The organism is Steroidobacteraceae bacterium, assembly GCA_041395505.1.
Lineage (GTDB): Bacteria > Pseudomonadota > Gammaproteobacteria > Steroidobacterales > Steroidobacteraceae > JAWLAG01.
On record JAWLAG010000001.1, the window covers coordinates 2,568,010 to 2,590,603 of the forward strand.

The 22,594-nt window shown below is 61.9% G+C and carries 19 protein-coding genes; 7 read left to right on the plus strand and 12 right to left on the minus strand.

Features of this window, described 5'->3' with window-relative positions; translation table 11 throughout:
- Positions 1-10: 10 nt before the first annotated feature.
- The 11 genes from R3E77_11990 to R3E77_12040 form a co-directional block, all read right to left on the minus strand.
- Entirely contained in the window at positions 11-532 is a 522-nt protein-coding gene (locus tag R3E77_11990; GenBank protein ID MEZ5500133.1) for a biopolymer transporter ExbD, read from the minus strand.
- Positions 529-1,020, minus strand: a complete 492-nt coding sequence (locus tag R3E77_11995) for a biopolymer transporter ExbD (protein MEZ5500134.1) — start codon at positions 1,018-1,020, stop codon at positions 529-531. Before R3E77_11995 ends, R3E77_11990 begins: the two co-directional genes overlap by 4 nt.
- Entirely contained in the window at positions 1,017-1,853 is an 837-nt protein-coding gene (locus tag R3E77_12000) for a MotA/TolQ/ExbB proton channel family protein (protein MEZ5500135.1), read from the minus strand. Before R3E77_12000 ends, R3E77_11995 begins: the two co-directional genes overlap by 4 nt.
- Positions 1,735-2,241 carry a hypothetical protein gene (locus R3E77_12005; protein MEZ5500136.1) on the minus strand — a complete coding sequence of 169 codons (507 nt, stop codon included), beginning with the start codon at positions 2,239-2,241 and terminating at the stop codon, positions 1,735-1,737. The genes R3E77_12000 and R3E77_12005 overlap by 119 nt, the downstream gene beginning before the upstream one ends.
- Positions 2,241-5,612 (minus strand): tetratricopeptide repeat protein, encoded by a 3,372-nt coding sequence (locus R3E77_12010; GenBank protein MEZ5500137.1) that lies wholly within the window; start codon positions 5,610-5,612, stop codon positions 2,241-2,243. Before R3E77_12010 ends, R3E77_12005 begins: the two co-directional genes overlap by 1 nt.
- A complete protein-coding gene (locus tag R3E77_12015; protein MEZ5500138.1) occupies positions 5,609-7,549 on the minus strand; it encodes a hypothetical protein in 1,941 nt (646 codons plus the stop codon). The genes R3E77_12010 and R3E77_12015 overlap by 4 nt, the downstream gene beginning before the upstream one ends.
- Before the next feature lie 9 nt (positions 7,550-7,558).
- Complete coding sequence (locus R3E77_12020) at positions 7,559-8,239, minus strand: hypothetical protein (protein ID MEZ5500139.1); 681 nt, start codon at positions 8,237-8,239, stop codon at positions 7,559-7,561.
- A 22-nt stretch (positions 8,240-8,261) separates the two neighbouring features.
- The gene (locus tag R3E77_12025) at positions 8,262-8,750 is read right to left on the minus strand and encodes a TlpA disulfide reductase family protein (protein ID MEZ5500140.1); all 489 of its coding nucleotides are present in this window, start codon (positions 8,748-8,750) and stop codon (positions 8,262-8,264) included.
- A 222-nt stretch (positions 8,751-8,972) separates the two neighbouring features.
- Positions 8,973-10,574 carry a hypothetical protein gene (locus R3E77_12030; protein MEZ5500141.1) on the minus strand — a complete coding sequence of 534 codons (1,602 nt, stop codon included), beginning with the start codon at positions 10,572-10,574 and terminating at the stop codon, positions 8,973-8,975.
- 18 nt (positions 10,575-10,592) lie between these two features.
- The gene (locus R3E77_12035; protein MEZ5500142.1) at positions 10,593-13,070 is read right to left on the minus strand and encodes a LamG domain-containing protein; all 2,478 of its coding nucleotides are present in this window, start codon (positions 13,068-13,070) and stop codon (positions 10,593-10,595) included.
- A 13-nt stretch (positions 13,071-13,083) separates the two neighbouring features.
- Complete coding sequence (locus R3E77_12040; GenBank protein MEZ5500143.1) at positions 13,084-14,256, minus strand: hypothetical protein; 1,173 nt, start codon at positions 14,254-14,256, stop codon at positions 13,084-13,086.
- 418 nt (positions 14,257-14,674) lie between these two features.
- Between R3E77_12040 and R3E77_12045 the strand changes: the two genes are divergently transcribed.
- From R3E77_12045 to R3E77_12070, 6 genes are read left to right on the plus strand one after another with little or no spacing between them, the layout of a single operon-like run.
- On the plus strand, positions 14,675-17,269 hold the full coding sequence (locus R3E77_12045; protein MEZ5500144.1) for a hypothetical protein: 2,595 nt from the start codon (positions 14,675-14,677) through the stop codon (positions 17,267-17,269).
- The gene (locus R3E77_12050; GenBank protein ID MEZ5500145.1) at positions 17,250-18,008 is read left to right on the plus strand and encodes an SH3 domain-containing protein; all 759 of its coding nucleotides are present in this window, start codon (positions 17,250-17,252) and stop codon (positions 18,006-18,008) included. Before R3E77_12045 ends, R3E77_12050 begins: the two co-directional genes overlap by 20 nt.
- The gene (locus tag R3E77_12055) at positions 17,978-18,694 is read left to right on the plus strand and encodes an outer membrane beta-barrel domain-containing protein (GenBank protein ID MEZ5500146.1); all 717 of its coding nucleotides are present in this window, start codon (positions 17,978-17,980) and stop codon (positions 18,692-18,694) included. Before R3E77_12050 ends, R3E77_12055 begins: the two co-directional genes overlap by 31 nt.
- An 18-nt stretch (positions 18,695-18,712) precedes the next feature.
- Entirely contained in the window at positions 18,713-19,222 is a 510-nt protein-coding gene (locus tag R3E77_12060; protein MEZ5500147.1) for a TlpA disulfide reductase family protein, read from the plus strand.
- A gap of 4 nt (positions 19,223-19,226) precedes the next feature.
- Positions 19,227-19,466: a DUF4266 domain-containing protein gene (locus tag R3E77_12065; protein MEZ5500148.1), complete on the plus strand. Its 240-nt coding sequence runs from the start codon at positions 19,227-19,229 to the stop codon at positions 19,464-19,466.
- Positions 19,467-19,507: 41 nt separating this feature from the next.
- The gene (locus R3E77_12070; GenBank protein ID MEZ5500149.1) at positions 19,508-20,650 is read left to right on the plus strand and encodes a DUF3570 domain-containing protein; all 1,143 of its coding nucleotides are present in this window, start codon (positions 19,508-19,510) and stop codon (positions 20,648-20,650) included.
- Between the two features lie 31 nt (positions 20,651-20,681).
- Here the strand turns inward: R3E77_12070 and R3E77_12075 are convergent, their stop codons facing one another.
- Positions 20,682-21,677 carry an FAD:protein FMN transferase gene (locus R3E77_12075; protein ID MEZ5500150.1) on the minus strand — a complete coding sequence of 332 codons (996 nt, stop codon included), beginning with the start codon at positions 21,675-21,677 and terminating at the stop codon, positions 20,682-20,684.
- Between the two features lie 110 nt (positions 21,678-21,787).
- On the opposite strand from R3E77_12075, the gene R3E77_12080 reads away from it, so the two are divergent.
- A complete protein-coding gene (locus R3E77_12080) occupies positions 21,788-22,594 on the plus strand; it encodes a lipid-binding SYLF domain-containing protein (GenBank protein MEZ5500151.1) in 807 nt (268 codons plus the stop codon).

Here is a 22,594-nt window from a genome sequence, read left to right on the forward strand (position 1 = left end):
CACTCCTGCTTCAACTGCGCGAAGCCGACATGGCGACGGCTTCATCGCTTTGCATCACGGCAAGCGACAACTTGCCGTAGTCGGCATCTGTACAAGTCGCCATGACTTTCTTCAATATTCTGTAGGGCACGGTCTTGTCACCCAGAACCGTTATTTCGCGCCCCGTGATGTCGGTGGCGGCGGCGGCCCGCAAGATGCGGTCGCTCTGCTGCTTCAGGGCCTCGCGCAGCGGCGCGATGACGAGCCCGCTCTGCGCGTCGATTTCCGCGATGGTGGCAATGGGCGTGCCCTGGACGAACAATGCGTCCTTACCGACGGTGACGACCACGGTCTCGGCGGGATGCTGCTGCGCCATAGACTCAGGCAGTTTGATCTCCGGCGGGACGTCGAGATCCTGCACTTCGGCCTGATTGACAAGCAGGAAGAACACCAGGATGGTGAAGATGTCCATGAGCGACACCAGATGGAGCGAAGCCGGGCGGGCACGCTTGTGGTGCCTCTCCATGCGCTTGGCACGGGCTGAACCGCTCATATCGGCGCATCTCCTATGGAAATATCAGGAAACAATTCCGCCTGGGTGGCTTTGCCACCGTCGAGCACAGTCACCGCGCGAACCGTGTCCATGAATTGCACGACGGTGTCGTACTGGGTATCGGGTTCGACGAGCAGTGTCGCGTCGGTCTTCTGCGGATATTTGGTCTTGACGAGTTGCAGGTATTCGGACAAACCCTTGTAGTCGTAACCGCTGGCAACATTGGGCAGGGCTTTGAGGAGACCTGTGCCACGGTCGGCGACCTGGATTTGATCCTTGCGGACAATGACCTCGATATTGAGGACCTGTTCGGTTTCGACCTGCTCGGACTGCTCGCCCGGCAGGTTCAGCTGCAGGATCGCAAGGCGCGAGAAGACCGCCGAAATCAACAGGAACGGCACCAGCACGACCATCAGATTCATGAAGGCCGTGACGTTGATGTCGCCATCATCTCGGCGACGGTGCCGGCGTGCCGATCGGCGGATCATGACTTCGCCTGCGCGCCCTGTCGCTCAGTGATGGCATTGAGGAATTTGACCGATGCCATCTCCAGTGAATCGATCAACTGCGTCGTCTTTGACTGGATCACCGAGTGCACAAGCAACAGGGGGATCGCAACGATCAGCCCGAACGCGGTCGTGTTCATCGCAATCGAGATGGAAGCCGACAGCAGGTCCGCCTTGTCTGCCGGATTGGCATTGCCAACGGCCTGGAAGGCCTGGATCAGACCGAGAATCGTGCCGAGGAGCCCGAGCAGGGTCGCGATGTTGGCAAAGCTCGCGAGATAGTGAGTGCGCTTCTCGAGCTTCGGCACCGCTTCCATGATCGACTCATCCATTGCCTTTTCGATGTCATCGCGCGTGCGCGCCGATTGGATGCGGGCCAGGCCGTAATTCAGGATCGACCCGATGAACGATGATGATCCCTGCGTCAGCTGCACGGCTTGCTTGAAGTTGCCGGACTGCAGATGCGGTACCAGTTCGTTCCAGAGGGAGCGATTCATGATCGCCTGGCGCGACAGATAGATGTAGCGCTCTATGGCGATCGCGACGCCGAGCACAAAGACGATCGCGATCGGCCACATGAAGATCCCCCCCTCCTGGAAGAACTTCACGATCGTGTTGAAAGAACCCATGGAAATCTCCTCAAAGCTTTGATCAAGCGGACCCAAATTGCCTAAATTAAGTAAAAAAAACTGCGATTTAATTCTCAGGCTTGCCGGCTGGCGAGCCAGAACCTTGCGCCGCGTCGGGTTTGACGGCCTCGTAATAGCGGTTCTCGCGCCGAAATACGTCGCGATCCACGGGCTGCAGGACTTCATCCAGCAGGCTATTGACCGGTTTGCCGAGCAGATCGCCTAGGTCGGAGCGTTTCCAGGGCACGATATAAAGCACTTTGGGCAGTTCGCGATTTCCCGTGATCTGCGTGGTGTCGAGATCGAGGCGATCGATCCCCCGGCCACCTCGCGCGCCAGCCGGGGCCGGCGTCGGTGTCGCCGTGGTTGCCGAGGAGGTATCGACTGCCGGCTGCAGGTCCTCCGTCGCATCCTTGGCCGTTGCGTCCGTTTTATCGGCGGGCGACGATCCGCTCGCTGGCTCGGCCGTCGCAGCGGTTGGCTCGGGCGCTGGCGTCTGTGCAACGGCGTGCGCAGCGCTCAGACAAAGCGCTGCAAGGGTAACCGGCCAGGTTCGATGCATTAGCAGCGACATCAGCCACCTCCATTCGTCTGACTTGGACCCGCACCACCGGCGCGACGTTCCAGATCGGCGATCCAGCCCGCCACCTGCTTGTCTTCCGGAGCGAGCTGCTGGTACTTGCGAAACGCAGCAAGCGCCAGAACGGGTTCATTCATGTAAAGATCTAGCAATACACCATAATTGCGCTGAAGTGCCGCATCGTTCTCATCGAGCGCGAGCGCCTGTTCGTAAGCGCGACGTGCGTCCGCGAACTTGCCGGCAAGTCGCGCCGTGACGCCCATTTCTGTCAAACCGGCAACGCTGCGCGGATCACGCCTGGCGCCTTCGGCGAACGCCGCAAGGGCCTCGTCAAATCGCTGCAGCTTGCGAAGCAGCAGGCCCAGGTTGAACCAGGGCCCAGGCAGGTCCGGATACGCCACAGTCATCTGCTTCAGCTGCAATTCCGCCTCGACGTCGTTGCCCGAGGCGAGCGCCGCCAGCGCACGCTCGAAGTCGGTTTGCGCCTGCGGCGGCGGCGGCGGCACGATGTCCGGCGGCGCATCGGGCTGGGCCGGATCTGCGGGGCGCGCAGCCCGGCTCAGTTGCGAAATGACCGCATAGGACTGCTCGGTCTTGCCGTAACGCGCTGGTTTGAGCTTTGCAAGCGCCACGAAGCTCTGCTGGACGGATGCATCGTAGACACCGTCCGCGATGCGCGCAGTATTGACCTCGTGCATCTCGATCGCCTGTTCCTCGAACGGGAAGGCCTGCTCTTCGAGCAGCAGATCGTATTGTTCAAGTTCGTCCGCCGACAGCCCCTTTGGCCGCTCGGAGGCCATCAGATCACGGCCGAGACCGCGGTAAAGTTCGGCCATCTCGAAGGTCGCAGCCGTGGTGACCTCGGCAATACGGTAATCAGCCGCCGTTTTGTAGGCGGCAAGCGCTGTCTCGAGCGCCTTGCGCTTGCTGGCCAGGCTCTTCTTGAGAGGTATGGTCAGCTTGATCGCGCGGAATGCGTCACGATCCGGCTCAGCCAGAGCCAACTGAGCCTTGGCCGCGAGGAATCGTGTCCTGTCGGTACGACCCGCGCCCGCCTCGCGGTCCGATTTGATGATTTGCGCAAACCAGTAACGCTGGCGCTCCGTATTGCCGCTGCCGCTGGCGATGGTTGCCAGGCGCTGGCGCGCCTCGATCGCCTCGGCAACCGGCTGTGGATACTCAGCAACGAAGCGCTCCAGCATCGCGGTTGCCTTGGCACTGTTCTTTGCCTGCTCGTACAGGTCGGCCGCAGTCATGGTGGCCTCGCGGCGAACCGCGGCATCTTCGTTGGTATCGAGCGCCATGCGCTCGAATTCCATGGCCGCCTGGCCAGCACGCCCCGTCTTCGAATACGCAACCGCGAGATTGCGCGTCGCATCGCGAACCAGCTCATGCTTAGGAAAGTTGTTTCGAAAGCCCTCGAGCACGGTGATCGCCCTGTCCCACTGCTCGCCCTTGATCAACTGGGCTGCAGCGTCGTACTCGGCTGTCGGACGGATACTCGAATCAGGTGCGACGCGCGCGACGCGTAGAAACGCATCGACCGCGCCATCGGCGTCGCCGCCCTGCTGCAGCGCTTCGCCCTGGCGATACACCGAGGCAGCCAAACGCTCGGTCAGATCCTTGCGCATCGGATCATCCGGGGGCACGAGGTCGCGGGCGCGCTGGAACCCCGTTTCCGCTTCGCCATATTGCTTCAGGTCAAAATTCGATTGTCCGATGATCGTCCAGGCGATGCGCTGCTTGGCTGTCTCGACGGGTGGCTGGCGCGCGAGCAGCTTGTTCGCAAGCCCGATCGCGCGCGGGAAATCATTACTTGCGAATACGTCCTCTGCCGCACGCGTCAGCACACCGGCGCTGTCCGGATGTTCCGGAAACGTCTCGGCAAAGCGCACGCCGGCGTCGACGGCGCGGGTATGCCATTCGCCACGAGACTGGGCAGGCAGCGACTCTTCGAGCTTCTGGTAGGAAACAAGGCCCGCATAAGCCGCCTGCGCGGACCTGTCGTTCTTCGGATACTTGTAGGCCGTGCGTTCGTATTCGGCTGCTGCATCGGCGAACTGCTTCGACTCGAACAGGGTTTCGGCCAGAAGGTAGTTGGTGGCAGCCGAGTCCGGATCATCGGGAAATGACTCGAGATAGCTGCGGTACCAGCGCGCTGCCTGCATGTAGTCGTCAAGCTTCCCGGACTTCTGCGCAGTGCCATGGAAATGCTGCGCAACGTCCTTGAGGTTGATCTTGAGCTCACCGACCACGGTCGGATAGTCGGCGCGCTCGCGGCCCTGCCAGAACGGTGCTGCAAAATTGTAACGCTCGACATACTCGCGCTTGCCATCGAGCACGAGCTGGGCGAAGCCACCCTTGCGGTAGGCTTCTATGGCCTGCATGGACAGCCCGGGCGCGTTCTCGTTGTTCGGATCGCGGCCTACGAAGGCGCGGTAGGCGCCGGCGGCATCCTGATAGCGCTCCTTTTCAACGTACAGGTCGCCAAGGCGGCTGTACAACAGATAGGAATATGGCGCGTTGCCGCGTCCGGCCACGAATTCATCGAGGCTGGATGGTCCGTCGAGATAAGAAAACGTAATGCTCATCACGCGCAGGGTGTCTTCAGTCAGCTCGCGATCGGCGCGGGACAGGCTATCCATCTTGACCGCGCGGCCCGGATCCTTGGGATCGCGCAGGTATTTGTCCAGAACGCCGACGAAGGACGGCAGGCTGTCCTCGTTCAGGCCCTGCTTGAAAAGCGACCAGCCGTGCTTGTAGAGACTTTGCGCATAGAAAGCGGACTTGTCGCCCGCATCAACGACAAAGCGGTAGGCGCGTTCCGCATCGCGGTACTGCTTGGCCGAGAACAACAACTCGCCGCGCCGGAATTCCACTTCGTCACGCTCGCGGGACTGCGGATACTGCTTGACGATGCTATCGAGCGTCGCGAGCGCGCGTTCGGGCTGCCCGGTCGTCTCGTAGGCACGGGCGAGCTGATACAGGACCTGGTCGTTACGCGGATAATCCGGATAGGCCTTCAGTAGGGTCGTATAAAGTTCGATTGCGGCGGCGCCCTGCATGTCGAGTGAGGTCACTTCGCTCGACATACGCTCGAGCTCGCCCGACTCCAGGTTGAGATCGCCGAGGCGCCGCAGGGCTTCCGCACGCAATTGTGGATCAGTTTGCTGCAGCTCGAGGAAGCGCCGGTAGTTCTCCATGGCCTTTCCCGAACTCGATGGTACGGGTTGCGTGGTGCGCACGTCGACGGCCTTGCGTTGCAGGTCGCCAATGGTCTCGGACTTGCGCGGCTTGGCGGCATCGGCTGCCCCAGCGGCAAGCGCCAGCACCAGTGCGAGCGAAACAACTTGAGCCCGGCTCACGGCTGCGGCTCCTCTGGTACGTTGCCGTCGCTCGTCGGTCCCGAAGGCTGCGCGGGTTCGGTGGGCAGGTCGTTGTTCGCGGCCCGATCGTAGATCGAGGCCAGGGCGAACCGCGCCTGCACCTGGTAGGTAGCGAGGCGCTGCTGCTGTGCACCGAGCTCATTGGTCGCAAGGAGCGACAGATGATTCGACAAAGCCGTCCGGGATGCCTGCAGGCGCTCCAGCAAGGACCGCAGCCGCTTGTCCACCGAATCCAACCGTGCGGCGAATTCCGCGGTGTTCGTGACGGAATTGGTCCGCGCGCGCTGCACTCTCACCCAGCGGTTCTGCGCTTCGAACAAGGCAAGGTCGAGCTCGCGAAATGCACGCCTTTCCTGCCACATGCGTCCGCGAAACGCTTCGTCCAGGCGGTAATAAAGGACACCCTTGACCAGGCGCAGTTTTTCGCGGGTTTCGGCATCGACCTGCTCGGCAGGAGCCGACTCGAGCGCAACTTCAACGGCCCGGATACGGCGCCACTGGTCGCGTTCTTCAGCGGTGCCGAGCGCCGCGACATCCTTGCCGCGCTCGATTTCCTTCAACTGCGCCTCGAGCTGGCCGCGGTATTGGCGCAGGTCCTGGAGCTTGTCCGATGCCAGCAAGGCGTCAGCGCGCGGCAGTCGCTCGGCGTAGGCGCGATCGCGGGTGTCGATCATGTCCTGGTAGGCGACCAGATTGTCCTGCCACCGGCCGAGCGTGCCGCCGAGGTATACGAGGTCACGGTAGTTCTTCAGGCCTTCCTGAAAACCGTGGCCCGCGAGTATGGTGTAGAGGTAGCGCGATTCGACGGCATTCGGCAGTTCCTTGAGCTGCCAGAACCAGCCGAAATTGGCACCATCCGCTTCGCGTTGCAGGATGGCATCGAGCATCTCGCCCGAACGGATACGCTGCACCGCAGAGTCGATACGGGATGATTCATCCGCGAACGAGGAAACCGCCGATTCGTAGTACTCGGCGGCCTGCGCGTTGGCATTGAGCTTGCCAAATGCGTACGGCACAGCCAGGAAGGACTCCTGGACTGCGGCGTCGAGCAGATTGCGATCGTGCAGTTCGAGCCAGGGTGTCAATGCGGCGCGGTAATCGCCGAGCTGCGCATCGGCCCAGCCGGCGCCGAGTAGCGCCTTGTTGGAATAGGGTCCATTCAGGCGAACACGTAGCAGATAGTTGCGGGCTTCGGCAGGTTGCTGCGCCTGCAGATAGGCAAAACCGAGAGCGAGATTCGCCCGGTCCCTGAGCGCCAGCAACTCACGCCGCGATGTCTCGAGCGAACCGACCGCACCGAGGAACCGGGCAGCGTCGGCGAGCAGGCCCTTTCGCACCAGTGCGACGCCCAGATTGAACTGCGCAAAGGCAACCCAGTCCGCCGGGCCGCGCCAGCCGTTCAACAGCGCGATGGCCTCATCGTACTTCTCCTGGCGCATGAGTACGTTGGCCAGCAGGTGCTGCTTCTCGGCCTCGAGCTGCGGGCTCAGCGTACCGGCCACCTGCCGTATCGCCTGCTCGGCGCGATCGTAGTAGCCGCGCGCATACCAGACCTTGCCCAGGTAGAACCAGGCACGATTGCGAACGCCCTGAGGGATGTCGGGTGTCAGCAGGGCCTGGAAGATCTGGCCGGCTTCATTGTGCAGGCCAAGCTCGAGGTACAGGCCGCCGCGCAACAGCTGCGCCTCGGCCTTGTGATTGGGCAGGAGCTGCCATTGCTCATAGGCATTGAGTCTCGTCAGTGCCTCGAAATTGTTGCCCTGATAGAACTGGAACAGGACATCGCCGTAGTGCAGATCCCTGACCCGCGTGACCGGGAGTTTCTCCGGATCGGACTTCGCAGCCGGTGCAATCTGCGGCAACGACACGAGCGCTGCCGCGGCCAGCCAAGCTGCAATTTGACGCGAGCCCACCATAGGCGCTGGTTATTCCCAGTCCTTGATCTCGAATTCGGGCTGTGCGCGACGTTGACGGTCGGTTATTTTCAGTTCGAGATATTTCGCGCCGATGCTCTTCTCGAAACGGAGGTTGGCACCGCGGCGATAATCGCGATCATTCGGGCCCTTGCCGGAGAAGAACGCGACCAGTTCGTGCTTGCCAACCTTCAGATTGCCGAGGAACAGCCTGTGAACACCGCCTTTGAGCAACGCCTCGGCCTCGCGCGGCGTATAAAGGTAGTTGGTCACTTCCTTGTTGTCGATCTTGAGCTGGATCGAATCGAGCGCGAAGAACTCGCCGACATCCATCGAGACGAAAACCGCAACCTGCGTGTTGGCAGGAAACAGCAGCTCCTCCTCCAGCACGAATAATTCGCGATTGAGGTCGACGACGTCCTTCTTGAGGTCCTGGATCTGCTCGTCCATGCCGCGGTCGTCGACAGCTGCTGCCGGTTCGTCGGCGCCCGCGACCGACGCTGGCGCCTCGGTCGCATCCGCCATGCCGGTCTCGCCGGAAGCATCGGCCGCCGACGCGGCGGGCGCCTCGGCGGCGGATGCACCAGCATCCCCCGGCGCTACGGCCTCTTGGGAACTGACGCTCGCGCACAACAACAAAGACGCTACCAGCATCATGTTGCGCGCGATCGTCCGGATCGAAGGACGCATCATATGGCCAAGCTCTCCTGCTCGTTCATTCATCCAACAAGGTTCGCAATACGCCGAGATAGTCGGGCTGGGTCTTGCCACTGCCGTCCCGGCTGACGTAACGCACGACTCCGCCCCGATCGACAGCGATCACGGTCGGCAGGCTCTCGATTCGATAACTGCGCGCAACCGTTTTTTGCGGATCGAGCAACATTGGGAATCCGACCGGTTGCGAGGCAGCGAATTCGCGCGCCTTGCCATCGTCATCCTCGACGCCGATTCCGACGACGACGAGTCCTGCATTGGCGTAGGTGCGGTGCAATGCATCGAGCGATCGCAGCTGGTCGCGACAGGTGTTACAGCGACTCGCCCAGAAGGAGATCAGCACCACGTCACCGGCAAATTCGGATAAGCGCTGATTTGGTCCATTGGTCGCCCGCAATGCGAAGTCCGGCGCGGCCTTACCGACCAACGACGAGTCGGCAGCGCTCGCTGCGAGCGACAGAAGAAACAATACAATGAGAAGCAGACGCATGGGGCAAACAAGCCTGTCTTTCGCGCTCCGGGATCACGGACCGAGATGGTCCCGGCAGTGCTCGCAACACTCGCACAGCGTAGTTAACAATGTCAACGGAACAGCTTCGCTTTCCGGCAACTCGTTCGGGCGCTGAAATACCGGCGAGCGCCGGAAACAGCGTCGGCGCGTGGCGACAGCCGCCGCCATGCGCCGACAGATGCACAATTGCGCGTTCAGCGATTAGCTGATGACGCCGTTCACAATCGGCTCGAACGCGACCAGGCTGTCCTGCAACTGCGCCCCACCCAGGCCGTTGTTCGGGAAGGTGCCGCTGAACTGCCCTTGCTGGCCGTGCAGTGCCATGTAGTTGAGCAGCACGGTCTGCACCAGCAGGTTCACGGCGTTCGCTGCCGGGCTCGATGAGGTGTCGACTGAACCATCGGAACGGAAGTAGCCGATCTGCTGGTGACGCTCGGCAATGATGCCGCCGGCAGTCGACACTACAGGTCGACCGGCCGGGTTGTAGACGAGGAAGAACGACGAGGCGGTCGACTGGTTGTCGCTCGCCCACATGAACTTGCCGCGGCCATCGACGGTATTGTCGATCTGGCCGTTCGCCGACAGCGAGCCATCGCTGAATACATACATCATGAGCGGCACGCCGCGCCGGGCGGCGAATTCCAGGCAGGCACCCATGCAGCGGCCCGCGCGCAGGTTGCGGATCTCACCTGTGTTGCGACCCTGGCCATGGTAGTCATAGCCGCCCATGGTGATGGTGCCGGCGCCGGCATAGCCTTCGATGACCATCTTCATGACCGCGGCGGTTTTCTGGAACTCGCCGTCGCCGTTGTACTCGGCCTGGCTGAAGATGCCCGTCGGACCCACGATGTCGGGGTCGAGGTTGGGATTGAGCGAAGCCGGATTGCCGAAACGGTCAGCCAGATCGGCTGACTTCACGTAGCCGCAGTCCACCAGGTCCTTGAGCACCTGGTCGGGACCGACTGTCAGGATGCGCTGGTCCTTGCGGTGACTGATGCGTGCGATGGACTCGAGCACCTTGACCGCATCCGACTGATCGAGCAGTCCGACCAGCTTGCCGGTGTCGACCAGGCCCGTCACGTCACTCGCCCGATCAACCTTGGTCGGGCGTACCGACGGGTCGATCAGATCAGCCGGTGCCATGGAATTGCCACCGGAATCGGAATTGCGCGAGCCGATCAATGTAAGCAATTCACCGTCTGCGCCCGCACGGTAGATTCCGTACATCGGATTGTGCGGATTGTTGCCGGTATCGTTCTCGGAGCGGGCCGCAATGACGGCGCCGTTGGTATTGGCCTGGGCAGCGACCGAGGCTTTCTCCAGGATACCGCGCAGCAGCGCGCCATCCGAGTGCCAGGCAAGCCCGAGCGAGGTGTTGATGAAATTGTTGGTCGCGCTCTGCGCATTCGGCGCATTCGGAACCATATCGCCCGGCAGGCCGAGCTTGGCATAGCCCGCTGTGCTCAGGAAGTCGAGCTGTCCGCCGGGGCCGCCAATCAGAACTTCCGAGCCCGCCATGTTCGCGCCGCCGGCCAGATCGAAGCAGATGAACGGGATCTTGCCCGCACCCGGCAGGATGTTGCAGGGGTTGACCTTCATCGCATCGAGATCCGGCGAGAGCGCTGCGCGCGCAGCCATCGGATTCGCGAACAGACTGAAAATGGTCGGTGCGGCGATCACCGCAGGACCGGTCAGGAAGCCGTTTGAAATGAAGTCACGTCGCGTCACCGGACGCTTGTGGCTCTCGTGCCGAATCGGCTCGTCGAGTTTCAGTTGGCGCGGGGCTTTCTTGCGAATGATCATGTCGATACTCCCAAAAACCTATTGCAGCAGCAGCGAGCCGCTACCGAGCACCGCTGCACAGGACGCCTTGGCAACGACTGCCGTACGGCCCGACTGGCCACCCGCGGCACCGGCCGTGAGCTTGGCGATAAGGTCATTGATTTCGGTGCGCACTTCGGCGGCCGAAGGCTGCGTGCCGAGCTCCGCACTGCCGGCGAACTGACCCACCACGCGCTCGATCAGCGGATCGATCACGAGGTCGCGGTTCGCTTGCGAGGCAAAGTAGGTATTGGCGGTCGTATTGAGATTGAGCCCGGGGAAGAAGCCGCCGCGCAGCGTGCCGTCGTCCACGAGTTCGTTGCAGTACTCGATGGCGAGCTGGGCGAGTGCTGTCTGCTGGGACGCACCGAAGGTGCCGAGCTGCTCGGTCGAGGGCAATGCCTGCTTGACCAAGTTGTAGGTCTGGGCAACGTTGGCATTGGTCACCGGCACGCTGGTGATATTCGAGAACGTCTTGTTGATCTCGTCGAAGGTGCGCAAGCCATACTGCGGTTGCGGCGGGCCGTCGGCCGGCGGCGGCGGCGGCACGAGCGCCGGCTCCGTCACCGTATGCGTATTGCTGCCGATGCGCTCGAAGGTCAGGAAGAACTGGTCGAGATCCGGACCCTTCTCGAGTGCGACCACGGTGCCGATCTGGCTGAGCGGTTGGCCGGTCTCGGGCAGGTAATTGGAACTCGACAACGTGGTATTGAGCGGAATGTAAGCCTGACCCGCGGTGGCTTCGGCGCCATTCACGCCGAGGCGTACGCCTGCGAGCGGAATGTTGTCCGGCACGGCGGTGCCATCGAGGCTGATGAAGGCCGGCTTCGAGAACAGATAGCCGTAGCTGTCGTACTGGCTCGCCTCGAACATGATGTAGCTCTGCGGCACGTTGATCAGGTGGCTTACGCTGAAGAGCATGTAATAGCGCTCGCCGACGCCGGCGGCGAAGTTCTGCTGTATCTGCTCCAGCGTCAATGCGCGGCTGTGTATGGCAACCAGCCGCATGACACCGGTCCATTGCCGATCGTTCGAAGTCTCGTTGCCGAGCACGAATGCGAAAGTGTCATCCCAGTCGTTGAGCGAGCCACCGGTCTGCGCGTCGTTGTCGCCGGTGAATTCACCATTGACGTAGATGCGTCGACCATTGACCGGATCGAAGGTAAGGACCACGTGCTGCAGGCTGGCCTGCGCATCCTCGTCCGCCGCGGCGGTGATCATGAACGGCTCGCCATTGGTGTCGGTCGTGCTCGAACGATTGAATGCCTGGTACTGGTATTCGCGCTGGGCGAGTGTGAAATTGCGCGCCATCGTGCCGCCGGAGTAACTGACCATGAAGGCGTCCTCCTGCATCACGTTGGCCGGCGCGGCCCATACCTCGATACTGTATTCACCAGTCAGGCGGATGGTGTCGGCGAGTTTCTTGCTCGCCGCGGTCGTACCCTGGGCCTTGCCGCCGGTCTTGACGTTCACGCCCCAGCCGCCAACCCAGGTGATATCACCCGTCATGTTGAGGTTGAGCGCGGGTTCCACGCCCGAGGTGTCGTAGATCGTGTTGCCGGTGCCGGTCTTGAATTCGTACAGCGCCAGCAGATTGTTCTCGAAGCGATTGCCACCTGCGGCGATCGTGCCTTCGTACAAGGTCAGGGCCTTGGACGTCACGAGGCTCGGATCGATCTGCGTAAGAGGAATGGCATCGGCAAAATTATGTATCGCCTGCTCCATGGTGTTGGCGTTCGAGGCGCAGTCGCTCCAGCAGTTGTGGAACTCATCGCGCAGCCGAAGTACCAGACGCGATTGCGCCGGATCCTCGAGATTGATCTTGGTACGCGCCGCCGCGTAGGCCACATCGACGTCGGCGCTCGCGAAGTACGGTGACTGCGGAGTAGCCGCGCTCTCGGAGTGACAGCGCGAGCAGTACTGCGTCACGATCGGATAAATCGTGTTGGCGTAGCCCGCCGAGCTGGCCGGAAAGTTCTTGCTCGCGCCCACGTCACGCAGTACGGGAGGCTGCAGCTGGATCTGGCGGCCGCCGGTCGCCACGGCTCCCGCCCAGTTGCGTATCCAAACCGTGAGCGTATCGCCGCAGGCGGAAGTCGCTGTCAGCCAGCAGTTGTGACCGCCGGAGACCTTGGTGACCATGCGCGAATTGTCGGGTTGCGGCAGATCAACAACGCCAATGGCTTCCTGGTAGGCCAGGTTGACGTCGTCATTGCGCGCAAAGCGTGGCGATTGTCCGGTCGCGTTGTGGCAGCCGCCGCAACGGTTGTTCGCCTTGATGTTCTCCCACAGGTTGATCTTGAACGCCTGCACGTCGGCATTGGCGGGCGCGGGACCTGTGTAATCGGCTACCGGGGGCGCCTGGGTGATGGGCGCTTCCTCGGTTGGCGCTCCGCCCGAGCAGGCAGTGAGCACTGCGACCAGAGCGATCGCCGAGGCGCTACGAATAAGGGTTGTCATTGGCAACAGGCGCGTCATGTCGGTATCTCCCTCAATCGCCCATGCAATAAGCGGCGGTCTCGGCGAACACGTCTTTCAACTTGTAGCCGCCACTCTTGAAGTCGCTGGTGATCTGCTGCGCGCGGGCGCGATCTGCTGCATCGTTCGGTGCGCGGAAGCAGACGGTCTTGAATACTTTCTCGACCTGGCAGGAGGCAAAGGCATCCGAGGCCGCGAGCTCCTCGCCCATGGTCTTCGCGCCGCTGCCGAAGCCGGGCTTGCTGGAATCCCAGCCGAGTTTGCGGTTGGGCCCCTTGCGCCAGTAGTTCTCCCAGCTGTCATCGGGCGTTGCGAATCCCGGCTTGAAGTTGTCCTGGTTGTTGAAATACTTGGCCTGCACCTGGCCTGCGGTATAGACCAGGCGATTCTGGGTCTCGTCGAAATCGTAATAGGCCAATGACTGGGCGAGCGGATCCATGCCGCTATGGCAGCCAATGCAGCTGTTCAGGAAAATCCGGCTGTCACCGCCTGGCGAACGACTGACATCCTGGCGAATGCGATCGGGCGGGCGCGACGTGTCCTGCACTTCCTCGAGGTCGTGGCACAGGTGATTCATCATCGTGAACCGAAACATCGCGCGGTTGGTGCCGTCGATGAAAAATGCCTCTGAAGCCGCCCGCGAGGTCATCACGCCCGCCGTGGCGGCGGCAGGGATACCTAGGAGCGACGATTGGCTCGCCTGCACGAGATTCGCCTTCAGGTCGATGCCGCGCGACTCGAGCTGCTCGTAGTGATCGTTGTTGACCTGCGAGTAGGCCGGGAGACCGAGACCATTCGCTCCAATGTAGAGAATGTCGGCCGACAGTAATGTATTGAACGGCACGTCATCGCGCACCATGCCGATGACCGTTGCCGTGTAATCGTTGAGCGGCGCGAACACGGTCTGGTCCCGATTGGTCCAGGGCGTGACGAAGTTCTTCAACGTCACCGTGTAGAACGCGGAGTTCTCCATGGCGATGCGCGCGGCCTCCTCGGGGCGGCCCGCCGCAACCTCACTTTCCATCTGATCCAGCACGGCGGCGCTCGGTGGCACGCCCGCAATGCGATCGTGAATGCGTCGCGCCTGTTCGCGCGCGCCAGCGCTCGCGAGATTCGCACCCGAGGCGATGACAGCGAGCGCCGCGAGGCCGGCTGCCGTCAGTACCGAACGCTTCGTCGATTGCATGGTCATAGCTCGCGTTCCCTTGAAGTCGTGTTACCCGAGTTGCAACGATGCGGCGCCGTTGCCGCATGTCACGCAATTTACAGCCACAAATCCACCCGTGAAGTTGTCTCAATCCGCGCACGTCGCCAGCTAACGACAGCGTGCGTTGTTACGTCACACGGGTACCCTTATTCCCAGGAAATGCGATCCCGGTCACTGCGTGAAATCGCCATGCGCGGAACCTTGCACACCCAGGGTGGATACCTCTCGGCGCGTCTGTACAAACAAGCGCGGCAAGAGAAACCCAAAGGCGAAGCGGCCGCTGTGACGACATCGGCAGAAACTTGAATGTGCCTTCTGGATTAATGCATTACGTCAGATTGGTGCGGCAATACGTCAACATCGGCATTGCCGCGAGGAGCGAATGATGGTGCAGCGCATGATCAAACTTGTCCTGGGCGCAGGCTGCCTCGCCGTGCTCGCAGCCTGCTCCGGCGGCGGCAATATCGACATTGGCAGTGGCCAAAGCCCTGACCCGGCTACCATCGATTTTCCCATCGCCTACGTCAAACGCACCCTGCCGGACCTGACCCAGGACGATGTCCACAGCCAGCGGTTGTTCCAGGTCGACGCCGACCTGTTCGTCCGCGACCGCGCCGATCCGTCGACACCCGAGCGCAACGTGACCGAGCGCATCACGGGGACGACCGACATGTGGGACGTGCGCGACGTCGATGTCGCCTTCGATGGCACGTCGATTGTATTCGCAATGCGCGGCCCGATGATCCCGAACGGCCAGGAGGAAGATCAGCCGACCTGGAACATCTGGCAGTACACCTTCGCAACCGACACCTTGAAACGGATCATCACCTCGGACCTCATCGCCGAAGAAGGTCACGACCGCTCGCCCCACTTCCTGCCCGATGGGCGCATCGTCTTCACTTCGACGCGCCAGCGCCAGGCGCGCGCCGTATTGCTCGACGAGGGCAAACCACAGTTCGAGATCCAGACTGAAGATCGCAGTGAACCGGTTTTCCTGCTCCATGTCATGAACGCCGACGGCACGGGAATCAAGCAGATCTCCTTCGGCACCAGCCACGACATCGATCCCATGGTGACGCGCGACGGCCGCGTCGTATGGAGCCGCTGGGACACAGCGCCGGGGCGCAACGGAATTCACCTGTACAGCGCCAATCCCGACGGCACGGACGAGCAGCTGCTGTATGGCAAGGAAAGTCACGCCACCGGCACGAACAACTCCGATATCGAGTTCATCCAGCCGCACGAGCTGCCGGATGGGCGCATCATGGCATTGATACGGCCCGACACCGACGCGGAATTCGGCGGCGACCTGACCATCATCGACACCGCGACCTATGTCGAGAATACACAGGCGACGCTCGCGAACCAGGGCATGACGGGACCGGCGCAGTCGGTGGCCACCGGCAACGATGTGCGCACCGTGCCCGGTATCTCGCCGGGCGGACGCTTCAGCTCATTCTTCCCGCTCTGGGACGGCAGTGGCCGCATCGCCGTCAGCTGGACGCAGTGTCGAGCGCAATTGAACGGCGAAATCCGCCCTTGCACCAACGATGTCGTCAACGATCCGGCGGCGCTGCCCGCCGAGCCCCAGTACAGCATCTGGATGTATGACACGGTGGCACGGGCCTTCCTGCCGCTGATGACGCCCGAGACCGGCATGATGATCACCGACGTGGCAATCGCGCAGCCGCGCAGCCTCCCGGCCGTGATCCTCGACAAGGTGCCCGGCCTCGATGTCGATCAGGACCTGGTCTCCGAAGGCGTCGGCATCGTGGACATCCGCAGTGTCTATGACATCGACGGCACCGACAGCGCACCGGCTGGCATTGCAACGCTTGCAAACCCCGCCAACACGACAGCCGATGAGCGCCCCGCGCGCTTCATCCGGTTCGTGAAGCCCGTATTCATTCCAGATCGCGACGTGCTCGACATCGACAATGCGGCGTTCGGCGCCAGCAACTTCATGGCCGAAATCCTTGCCTACGCCATGGTCGAACCCGACGGTTCGGTGCGCAGCAAGGTCCCGGCGAACGTGCCATTCATGATGGAGATTCTCAATCGCGACGGCATGCGCATTTCGCCTCCCCATGGCAACTGGCTGCAGCTGCGGCCGGGCGAAGTGCTGAGCTGCAATGGCTGCCACGTGCGCGATCCACAGAATCCGCAGTCGCACGGCCGGCGAAACCTCTTTGCGCAAGCCTGGGTCGGCGCGCCGGGCAACGGTCCTTTCCCCAATACCGTGCCCACCGTGAACGCGCAGTCGGGCGATACCATGGCGCAGGCCATGGCACGCTACACCTGCGGCCTGGGCGGCCTCGACAAGTGCAAGTCCATGCACCCGGCCGTGGACATGCTGTTTGAGGATGTCTGGACCGATGCGGCAACCGCGGGTCGCGCACCCGATGCTGCGTTCAGCGTACGTCATGCCGACCTGTCGACGCCCTCGCCGACGCGTCCAGATTGCATGAGTCGCTGGTCCGCGACCTGCCGCCTGGTGATCAACTACGAGACCATCGTGCATCCACTGTGGTCGCTGCCGCGCGTGACCCTGGATGCGGGTGGCGCCGTCATCGCCGACAATACCTGCACCAGCTGCCATAGCCCGCGCGATGCAGCCAATGCCGTGCGGGTACCGGCCGGGCAGCTGGACCTGACCGATGGCCCGTCGGATGAGGAACCACTGCAGTTCAGGGCCTACCGAGAACTGCTGTTCACCGATAACGCGCAAGAAGTTAACATGGGCGCGCTCCAGGACATCCTGGTGCAGACGGGGACCGATCCGGTGACGGGGCAGCCAGTGCTGAGCCCCGTACCAGTCGCGCCGTCGATGCGGGCACGGAACGCGCTTGGCTCCACCGCATTTTTTGGTCGCTTTGCAGCAGGTGGAAGTCACGCGGGCTATTTGACGGCGGCAGAACTGCAACTGCTGGCTGAATGGCTGGATATTGGAGCGCAGTATTTCAACAACCCATTTGTGGCGCCGGTCAACTGATCTAGCAGCTCTACTGCTGTGCAGCCTGCTGTGCGTCGGCGCGACCCTTGCCTGGGCCGCGCCGCGCCAGTATTTGCAGGTCTTCGTTGCCGAACCCTACCTCGAACTTCGCACCGGGCCTGGACGCGGTTACCCCGTCACTCAGGTGGTTGCGCGCGGTGAGTCAGTGCAGATCCTCAAACGACGCACGGACTGGTTCCGTGTGCGCACCGAACGGGGCATCGAAGGCTGGGCGTCGCAGCGCGACATGGTCAAGACCCTGCTGGTCGACGGCAGTCACTTCGAAATCGATCTCGGCGATCGCGATGGCTTTACTTCGCACCGTTACGAACTCGGCGCTTTCGCCGGCGACTTCGACGGCGCGAACCTGGTCTCGGGCTATGGTGCCGTGTCGCTGAACGACAACCTGAAAATCGACCTGACGGTGTCGCAATACCTGGGCGAACAGCGCAACGGCTACATGATCGACGTCGGGCTCAATCACGTCTTCGTGCCCGAGTGGCGCCTGTCGCCATTCGTGACGCTCGGCGGCGGACTGTTCCGCGTCGACAAGGATGCACAACGGCCCAACCTGATCGATCGCACCGACCAGTCCGCCTATTACGGCTTCGGCCTGCGGTTTTACCTGACGCGGCGCTTCTTTATTCGCGCCGAGTACAAAGAGCGGGTCATTTTCACGAGCCGCAACGACAACGAGGAGCTTGAGGAATGGAAAGTCGGACTCGCGTTCTTCTTCTGACACTGGCCATGACGGTCAGCATGTCGGGCTGCGCCGCGCTCAAATGGCCGTGGTTCGGCAAGAATCGCGCTGCGGCGGCCGAACCCGACACCTCGCTCGAGGAACAGGACGAGGCAACGGAGAGCCCGCCCCGCGTCATCGAACCCGAAGTCGAGCGACGCAAGATCAAGGTTCCGAAGATCGACACCGAGAATTTCGAGCTCGGCGCGTTCTACGGCGTGCTCGGGGTGGAGGACTTCGGCACCAATCCGTCCTACGGCCTGAGTGCGACATATCACATTACCGAGGACTTCTTTTTCGAGGCGAATATCGGGCGTACCAAGCTTGGACTGACCAGTTTCGAACTACTGAACCCGGGTGCCGATCCGCTCAACCTGGGCAATGAGAGGCGGCTCACATATTACTCCCTCTCGTTTGGGTACAACTTCCTGCCGGGCGAGGTGTTTATCGGTCGCAATCTCGCCATGAATTCGACCTTCTACGTTTTGGGTGGCATCGGCAGCACGAAGTTCGCGCAGGAACAGAAATTCACGGTGAATTTCGGCGCGGGGTACAAGGTTCTGCCGACCGACTGGCTGGCGCTGCACATCAGCGTGCAGGATCGGGTTTTCGAATCCGATATTTTCGGCACCAACAAGCTGACCAACAACCTGGAGGCGCAACTCGGCGTGACCGTGTTTTTCTAGTTGTGTGAGGTCGGACAGATGATGCTCAACCGAAACCAGTTCATGAAACGTGCCGCGTTGGTCCTGTTGGCTGCTGCCCTGCCGGTCGTAGCAGGCCCGGCGGCTGCGCCGGCGCCCGGATTCACCCTCGCGAGCCGCGGCGGCAAGCCTGTGGCGCTGAGCCAGTTCAAAGGCCAGGTCGTGATGCTCAATTTCTGGGCAAGCTGGTGCGGACCCTGTCGCCAGGAGATGCCGCTGCTCGAGAGCATCTACAAGAAATACAAGCCCATGGGCTTTACCATGGTCGGCGTCAATGTCGAACCGGACACCAAGGCGGCTGATGCCTGGCTCGCCGAACATGCCACCGTCAGCTTCCCGATCGTCTATGACACGGACAGCAAGGTCAGCAAGCTGTACAAGGTGCAGGGCATGCCGAGCACCGTTATCATTGATCGCAAGGGCAATGCGCGTGTTTTCCACAGAGGCTACAAGCCTGGTGACGAAAACGAATATCTCAATCACATCCGCAGTCTGATTCGGGAGAAATAGCCCCATGCTCGACCGCAAACGTAGTGCCTGCGCAATAGCGGCGTTATTGGCTGCGGTCGCACTGACAGGCTGCAAGCCGATCGAGCCCTGGGTCAAGCCCTACGAACGCGAACGCCTCGCCGACGTCATCATGTCCTTTGAGCGCGACCCGGTGTCGGCCGCGTATATCGACCACGTCTACGAGGCGCGCGAAGGCGCGCGAGGCGGCATGGGCAGCGCAGGCGGGGGCTGCGGCTGCAACTGATGCACAACCTGCGCACAAGGGGATGTTCACGACTGCGGCGATTGACGTTCGCTGCGGCGCTGATCCTGCTGCTGCAGCCATCGCTGTCGCGCGCCGGCGTGCTACCGGAAGACCGTGCCGACGTTCTCTACCACCGTTACGACGGCGGTGGTGTCGTCATCGACGGCCCTTCCGTGCTGGTGCGCAAGAAGTTCTTCGACAAGGTTTCGGTTGCCGGCAACTATTACATTGACATGGTGAGCAGCGCATCAGTGGACGTGCTCTCGAGCGCGAGCCCCTACGACGAAGAGCGCACGCAGAAGAGCCTGTCACTCGATTACCTGCGCGGCAAGTCGACCTATTCGATTGGCTACATCGACAGTGCGGAAAGCGATTACAAGGCGAAGACCTACTACGCCTCGATCAGCCAGGACATGTTCGGCGACCTGACCACGGTCAGCTTCGGCTTCAAGCGCGGCAGCAATGATGTCTTTCGCAATATCAAGGACAGCTCCGGCGTACGGCTGCGTGATCCGAACTTCGCCGAGCAGGTTGACACGCGTAGCTACAGTGTCGGTCTGACTCAAATCCTGACGCGCAACATGATCGCGGCCGCTGCGTTCGAGACGATTACGGATGAGGGCTATCTCAACAGCCCCTATCGTTCGATCCGTTTTCTCGATGGCGCGGGGTTTCGCCTGGCGCCGGAAGTCTATCCGCGTACGCGCACCAGCAATGCCGGTTCCATCCGTCTCAAATATCACCTGCCCTACAGGGCCGCAGTCGATGGCATGTACCGCTTCTATTCCGACACCTGGGGCATCGTCGGTCACACCGGGGAAATCGGCTACACACATCCCTGGCGCAATTTCATCTTCGAAGCGAGCTATCGCTATTACACGCAGACCTCAGCCGACTTCTACCGTGATCTGTTCCCGCGGCAGAACACACTCAACTTCCAGGCCCGCGACAAGGAGCTTGCAAGCTTCGTTAGTCAGACCGCCGGCTTCGGCGCGAGCTACGAGTTCAGGATCGGCCGCGCGCCGTGGCTGAAGAAGACCTCGGTCAATTTCCGCTACGACCACATCCTCATCGACTATGACAATTTCCGGGACATCACCCAGACCGGCTTCGCGCCAGGCGCCGAGCCGCTTTACTCGCTGAACGCGAACGTCTTTCAGGTCTTCTTCTCGGCCTGGTTCTAGCCGGACTAAGGGCTCGCCTGCATAACTCTGCTTAGGGCGGCGCGAGGCCATTCGAGTACAGCAGCTTGCCTTCGGGTGTAACCACCACCGCATCGACATCACCCAGTTCGTTGATCAGCTCGATGCCGCGCTCGGGCCCGAGCACGAACACGCTGGTGGACAAGGCATCGGCGCGCAACGATGTGGTCGCGATCACGGTCGCGCTTCGCAAAGCGCGTGCTGAATCACCGGTCTTGGGATCGATGATATGGTGGTACCTGACGCCACCTTCGTCGAAGAAGCGCTCGTAATCTCCCGATGTCGATATCGAGGCGTTCTCGAGCGGAATGCGCAGAGCGACCTTGTCGCGATCATTTGGATCGCGCACGCCCACCATCCACGGCTGACCCCGGCGATCGCCCAGTATGCGGGTGTCGCCACCGGCATTGACCATCGCGTCCTTGACGCCGGCGCGTTGCAGGATGGCAATGCCGCGATCGACCGCATAGCCCTTGGCGATGCCCCCGAGGTCGATCCGCATGCCAGGATTCATGAAAGCGAGAGTGCGGGGCCCCGCCGAGAATTTCAGTTTGCGGTAATCGACATTGGCGAGACCCGTAGCTATCGCCGCTGAGCCCGGCCGCTTGTGCGAACGGAAATCATATAAATATCCAACGCTTGCGTAGGTAATATCGAACGCACCATGGGTTACCCTCGAATAGTCCACGGCGGTTTCGATCAAATCGAAAAGCTCCGCCGACACCTGGACGGGACGTCGCCCTGCGCGCGCGTTGAGCCTTGAGAGCTCGGACTCGGGTTTGTAGGTGCTCATCAAGGCATCGATACGACGCATCTCCGCGAACACGTCATCGATCAGCGCAAGGCCGTGTGCGCGGTCGTCAGTCCACAACTCGACAGCGCAACGCGTGCCCATGATGGCGGTCTCGCGAAACAACCACTCGCCATGCGCTTGCGCCGACGCGGCGCCGACCAGCAGCAACGTGAACGCTGTCAGGAATCGGCGACAGCCCCGTTCAGTTTCGCTCATGAGCGCATTATCGCGGCGCCGGCCGCCCTTTCCAACTGCGCCACGTATTCGGGTAAGCTTGCGCGCTAGCGAGACCACTGCACCAGATCAAGCCATTCGGGGGACATTGCATGCCAGTACGCGCCATCAGCCAAGCACTATTCGCGCTGCTACTCATCGTCACGGTACCCGCACTGCAGGCCGAAACGCGCGAGGATGCGCGTTTGATCACGGCCACCAAGGTACTCGAGGAACTGCGCGGCTTGCGCGACCAGCAGATTCCCGACCGGCTGCTCGAACGCGCCTATGCGGTCGCAGTCATCCCGGATGTCATCAAGGTTGGGTTCGGCATCGGCGGGCGTCGCGGCAAGGGCGTACTCGTGGTGCGCGACGGCAACGGTCACTTCGGACAGCCCATCTTTGTCGCACTGACGGGCGGCAGCATCGGCTGGCAAATCGGCGCACAGGCGACCGATGTCGTATTGGTCTTCACGACACGGCGTGGGGTTGAAGGTATCACGGGGGGCAAGCTGACACTCGGCGCCGACGCCTCGGTCGCCGCAGGTCCGGTCGGCCGGCAGGCCGAGGCCGCCACCGACGTGAACCTGGCGGAGGTGTATTCCTACTCGCGCTCACGCGGCTTGTTCGCCGGCGTTGCGCTCGACGGCACGGCGATCACCATCGACCGGCGCGCCAATGGAAAATTCTATGGGCAACGCAAGGTCGAAGCTGCCGATATATTGAATGGCAGCGTGCACAAGAACAGCGAGACGGCTCAGCGGTTTCTGCACGCCGTTTCGTCGAGCACGGGCGCAGCGGCACGACCTGTGGCGCGCGACTCGTCCTCCAGCCAGAAGAGCAACGACGATGCGGGCGAGTCGGGCGCCAAGTCCTATCCCATGGAGGACAAGTCGCCCGGCAGCGATCCGCCGCAGTAG

What these genes read in the sequence shown, in the direction of transcription:
- R3E77_11990 (MEZ5500133.1), bottom strand. Translation starts at nt 532, where the DNA reads ATGAGCGGTTCAGCCCGTGCCAAGCGCATGGAGAGGCACCACAAGCGT.
- R3E77_11995 (MEZ5500134.1), bottom strand. Translation starts at nt 1,020, where the DNA reads ATGATCCGCCGATCGGCACGCCGGCACCGTCGCCGAGATGATGGCGAC.
- R3E77_12000 (MEZ5500135.1), bottom strand. Translation starts at nt 1,853, where the DNA reads ATGAAGTCCTGCAGCCCGTGGATCGCGACGTATTTCGGCGCGAGAACC.
- R3E77_12005 (MEZ5500136.1), bottom strand. Translation starts at nt 2,241, where the DNA reads ATGTCGCTGCTAATGCATCGAACCTGGCCGGTTACCCTTGCAGCGCTT.
- R3E77_12015 (MEZ5500138.1), bottom strand. Translation starts at nt 7,549, where the DNA reads ATGGTGGGCTCGCGTCAAATTGCAGCTTGGCTGGCCGCGGCAGCGCTC.
- R3E77_12020 (MEZ5500139.1), bottom strand. Translation starts at nt 8,239, where the DNA reads ATGATGCGTCCTTCGATCCGGACGATCGCGCGCAACATGATGCTGGTA.
- R3E77_12025 (MEZ5500140.1), bottom strand. Translation starts at nt 8,750, where the DNA reads ATGCGTCTGCTTCTCATTGTATTGTTTCTTCTGTCGCTCGCAGCGAGC.
- R3E77_12030 (MEZ5500141.1), bottom strand. Translation starts at nt 10,574, where the DNA reads ATGATCATTCGCAAGAAAGCCCCGCGCCAACTGAAACTCGACGAGCCG.
- R3E77_12035 (MEZ5500142.1), bottom strand. Translation starts at nt 13,070, where the DNA reads ATGACGCGCCTGTTGCCAATGACAACCCTTATTCGTAGCGCCTCGGCG.
- R3E77_12040 (MEZ5500143.1), bottom strand. Translation starts at nt 14,256, where the DNA reads ATGCAATCGACGAAGCGTTCGGTACTGACGGCAGCCGGCCTCGCGGCG.
- R3E77_12045 (MEZ5500144.1), top strand. Translation starts at nt 14,675, where the DNA reads ATGATCAAACTTGTCCTGGGCGCAGGCTGCCTCGCCGTGCTCGCAGCC.
- R3E77_12055 (MEZ5500146.1), top strand. Translation starts at nt 17,978, where the DNA reads ATGGAAAGTCGGACTCGCGTTCTTCTTCTGACACTGGCCATGACGGTC.
- R3E77_12060 (MEZ5500147.1), top strand. Translation starts at nt 18,713, where the DNA reads ATGATGCTCAACCGAAACCAGTTCATGAAACGTGCCGCGTTGGTCCTG.
- R3E77_12065 (MEZ5500148.1), top strand. Translation starts at nt 19,227, where the DNA reads ATGCTCGACCGCAAACGTAGTGCCTGCGCAATAGCGGCGTTATTGGCT.
- R3E77_12075 (MEZ5500150.1), bottom strand. Translation starts at nt 21,677, where the DNA reads ATGAGCGAAACTGAACGGGGCTGTCGCCGATTCCTGACAGCGTTCACG.
- R3E77_12080 (MEZ5500151.1), top strand. Translation starts at nt 21,788, where the DNA reads ATGCCAGTACGCGCCATCAGCCAAGCACTATTCGCGCTGCTACTCATC.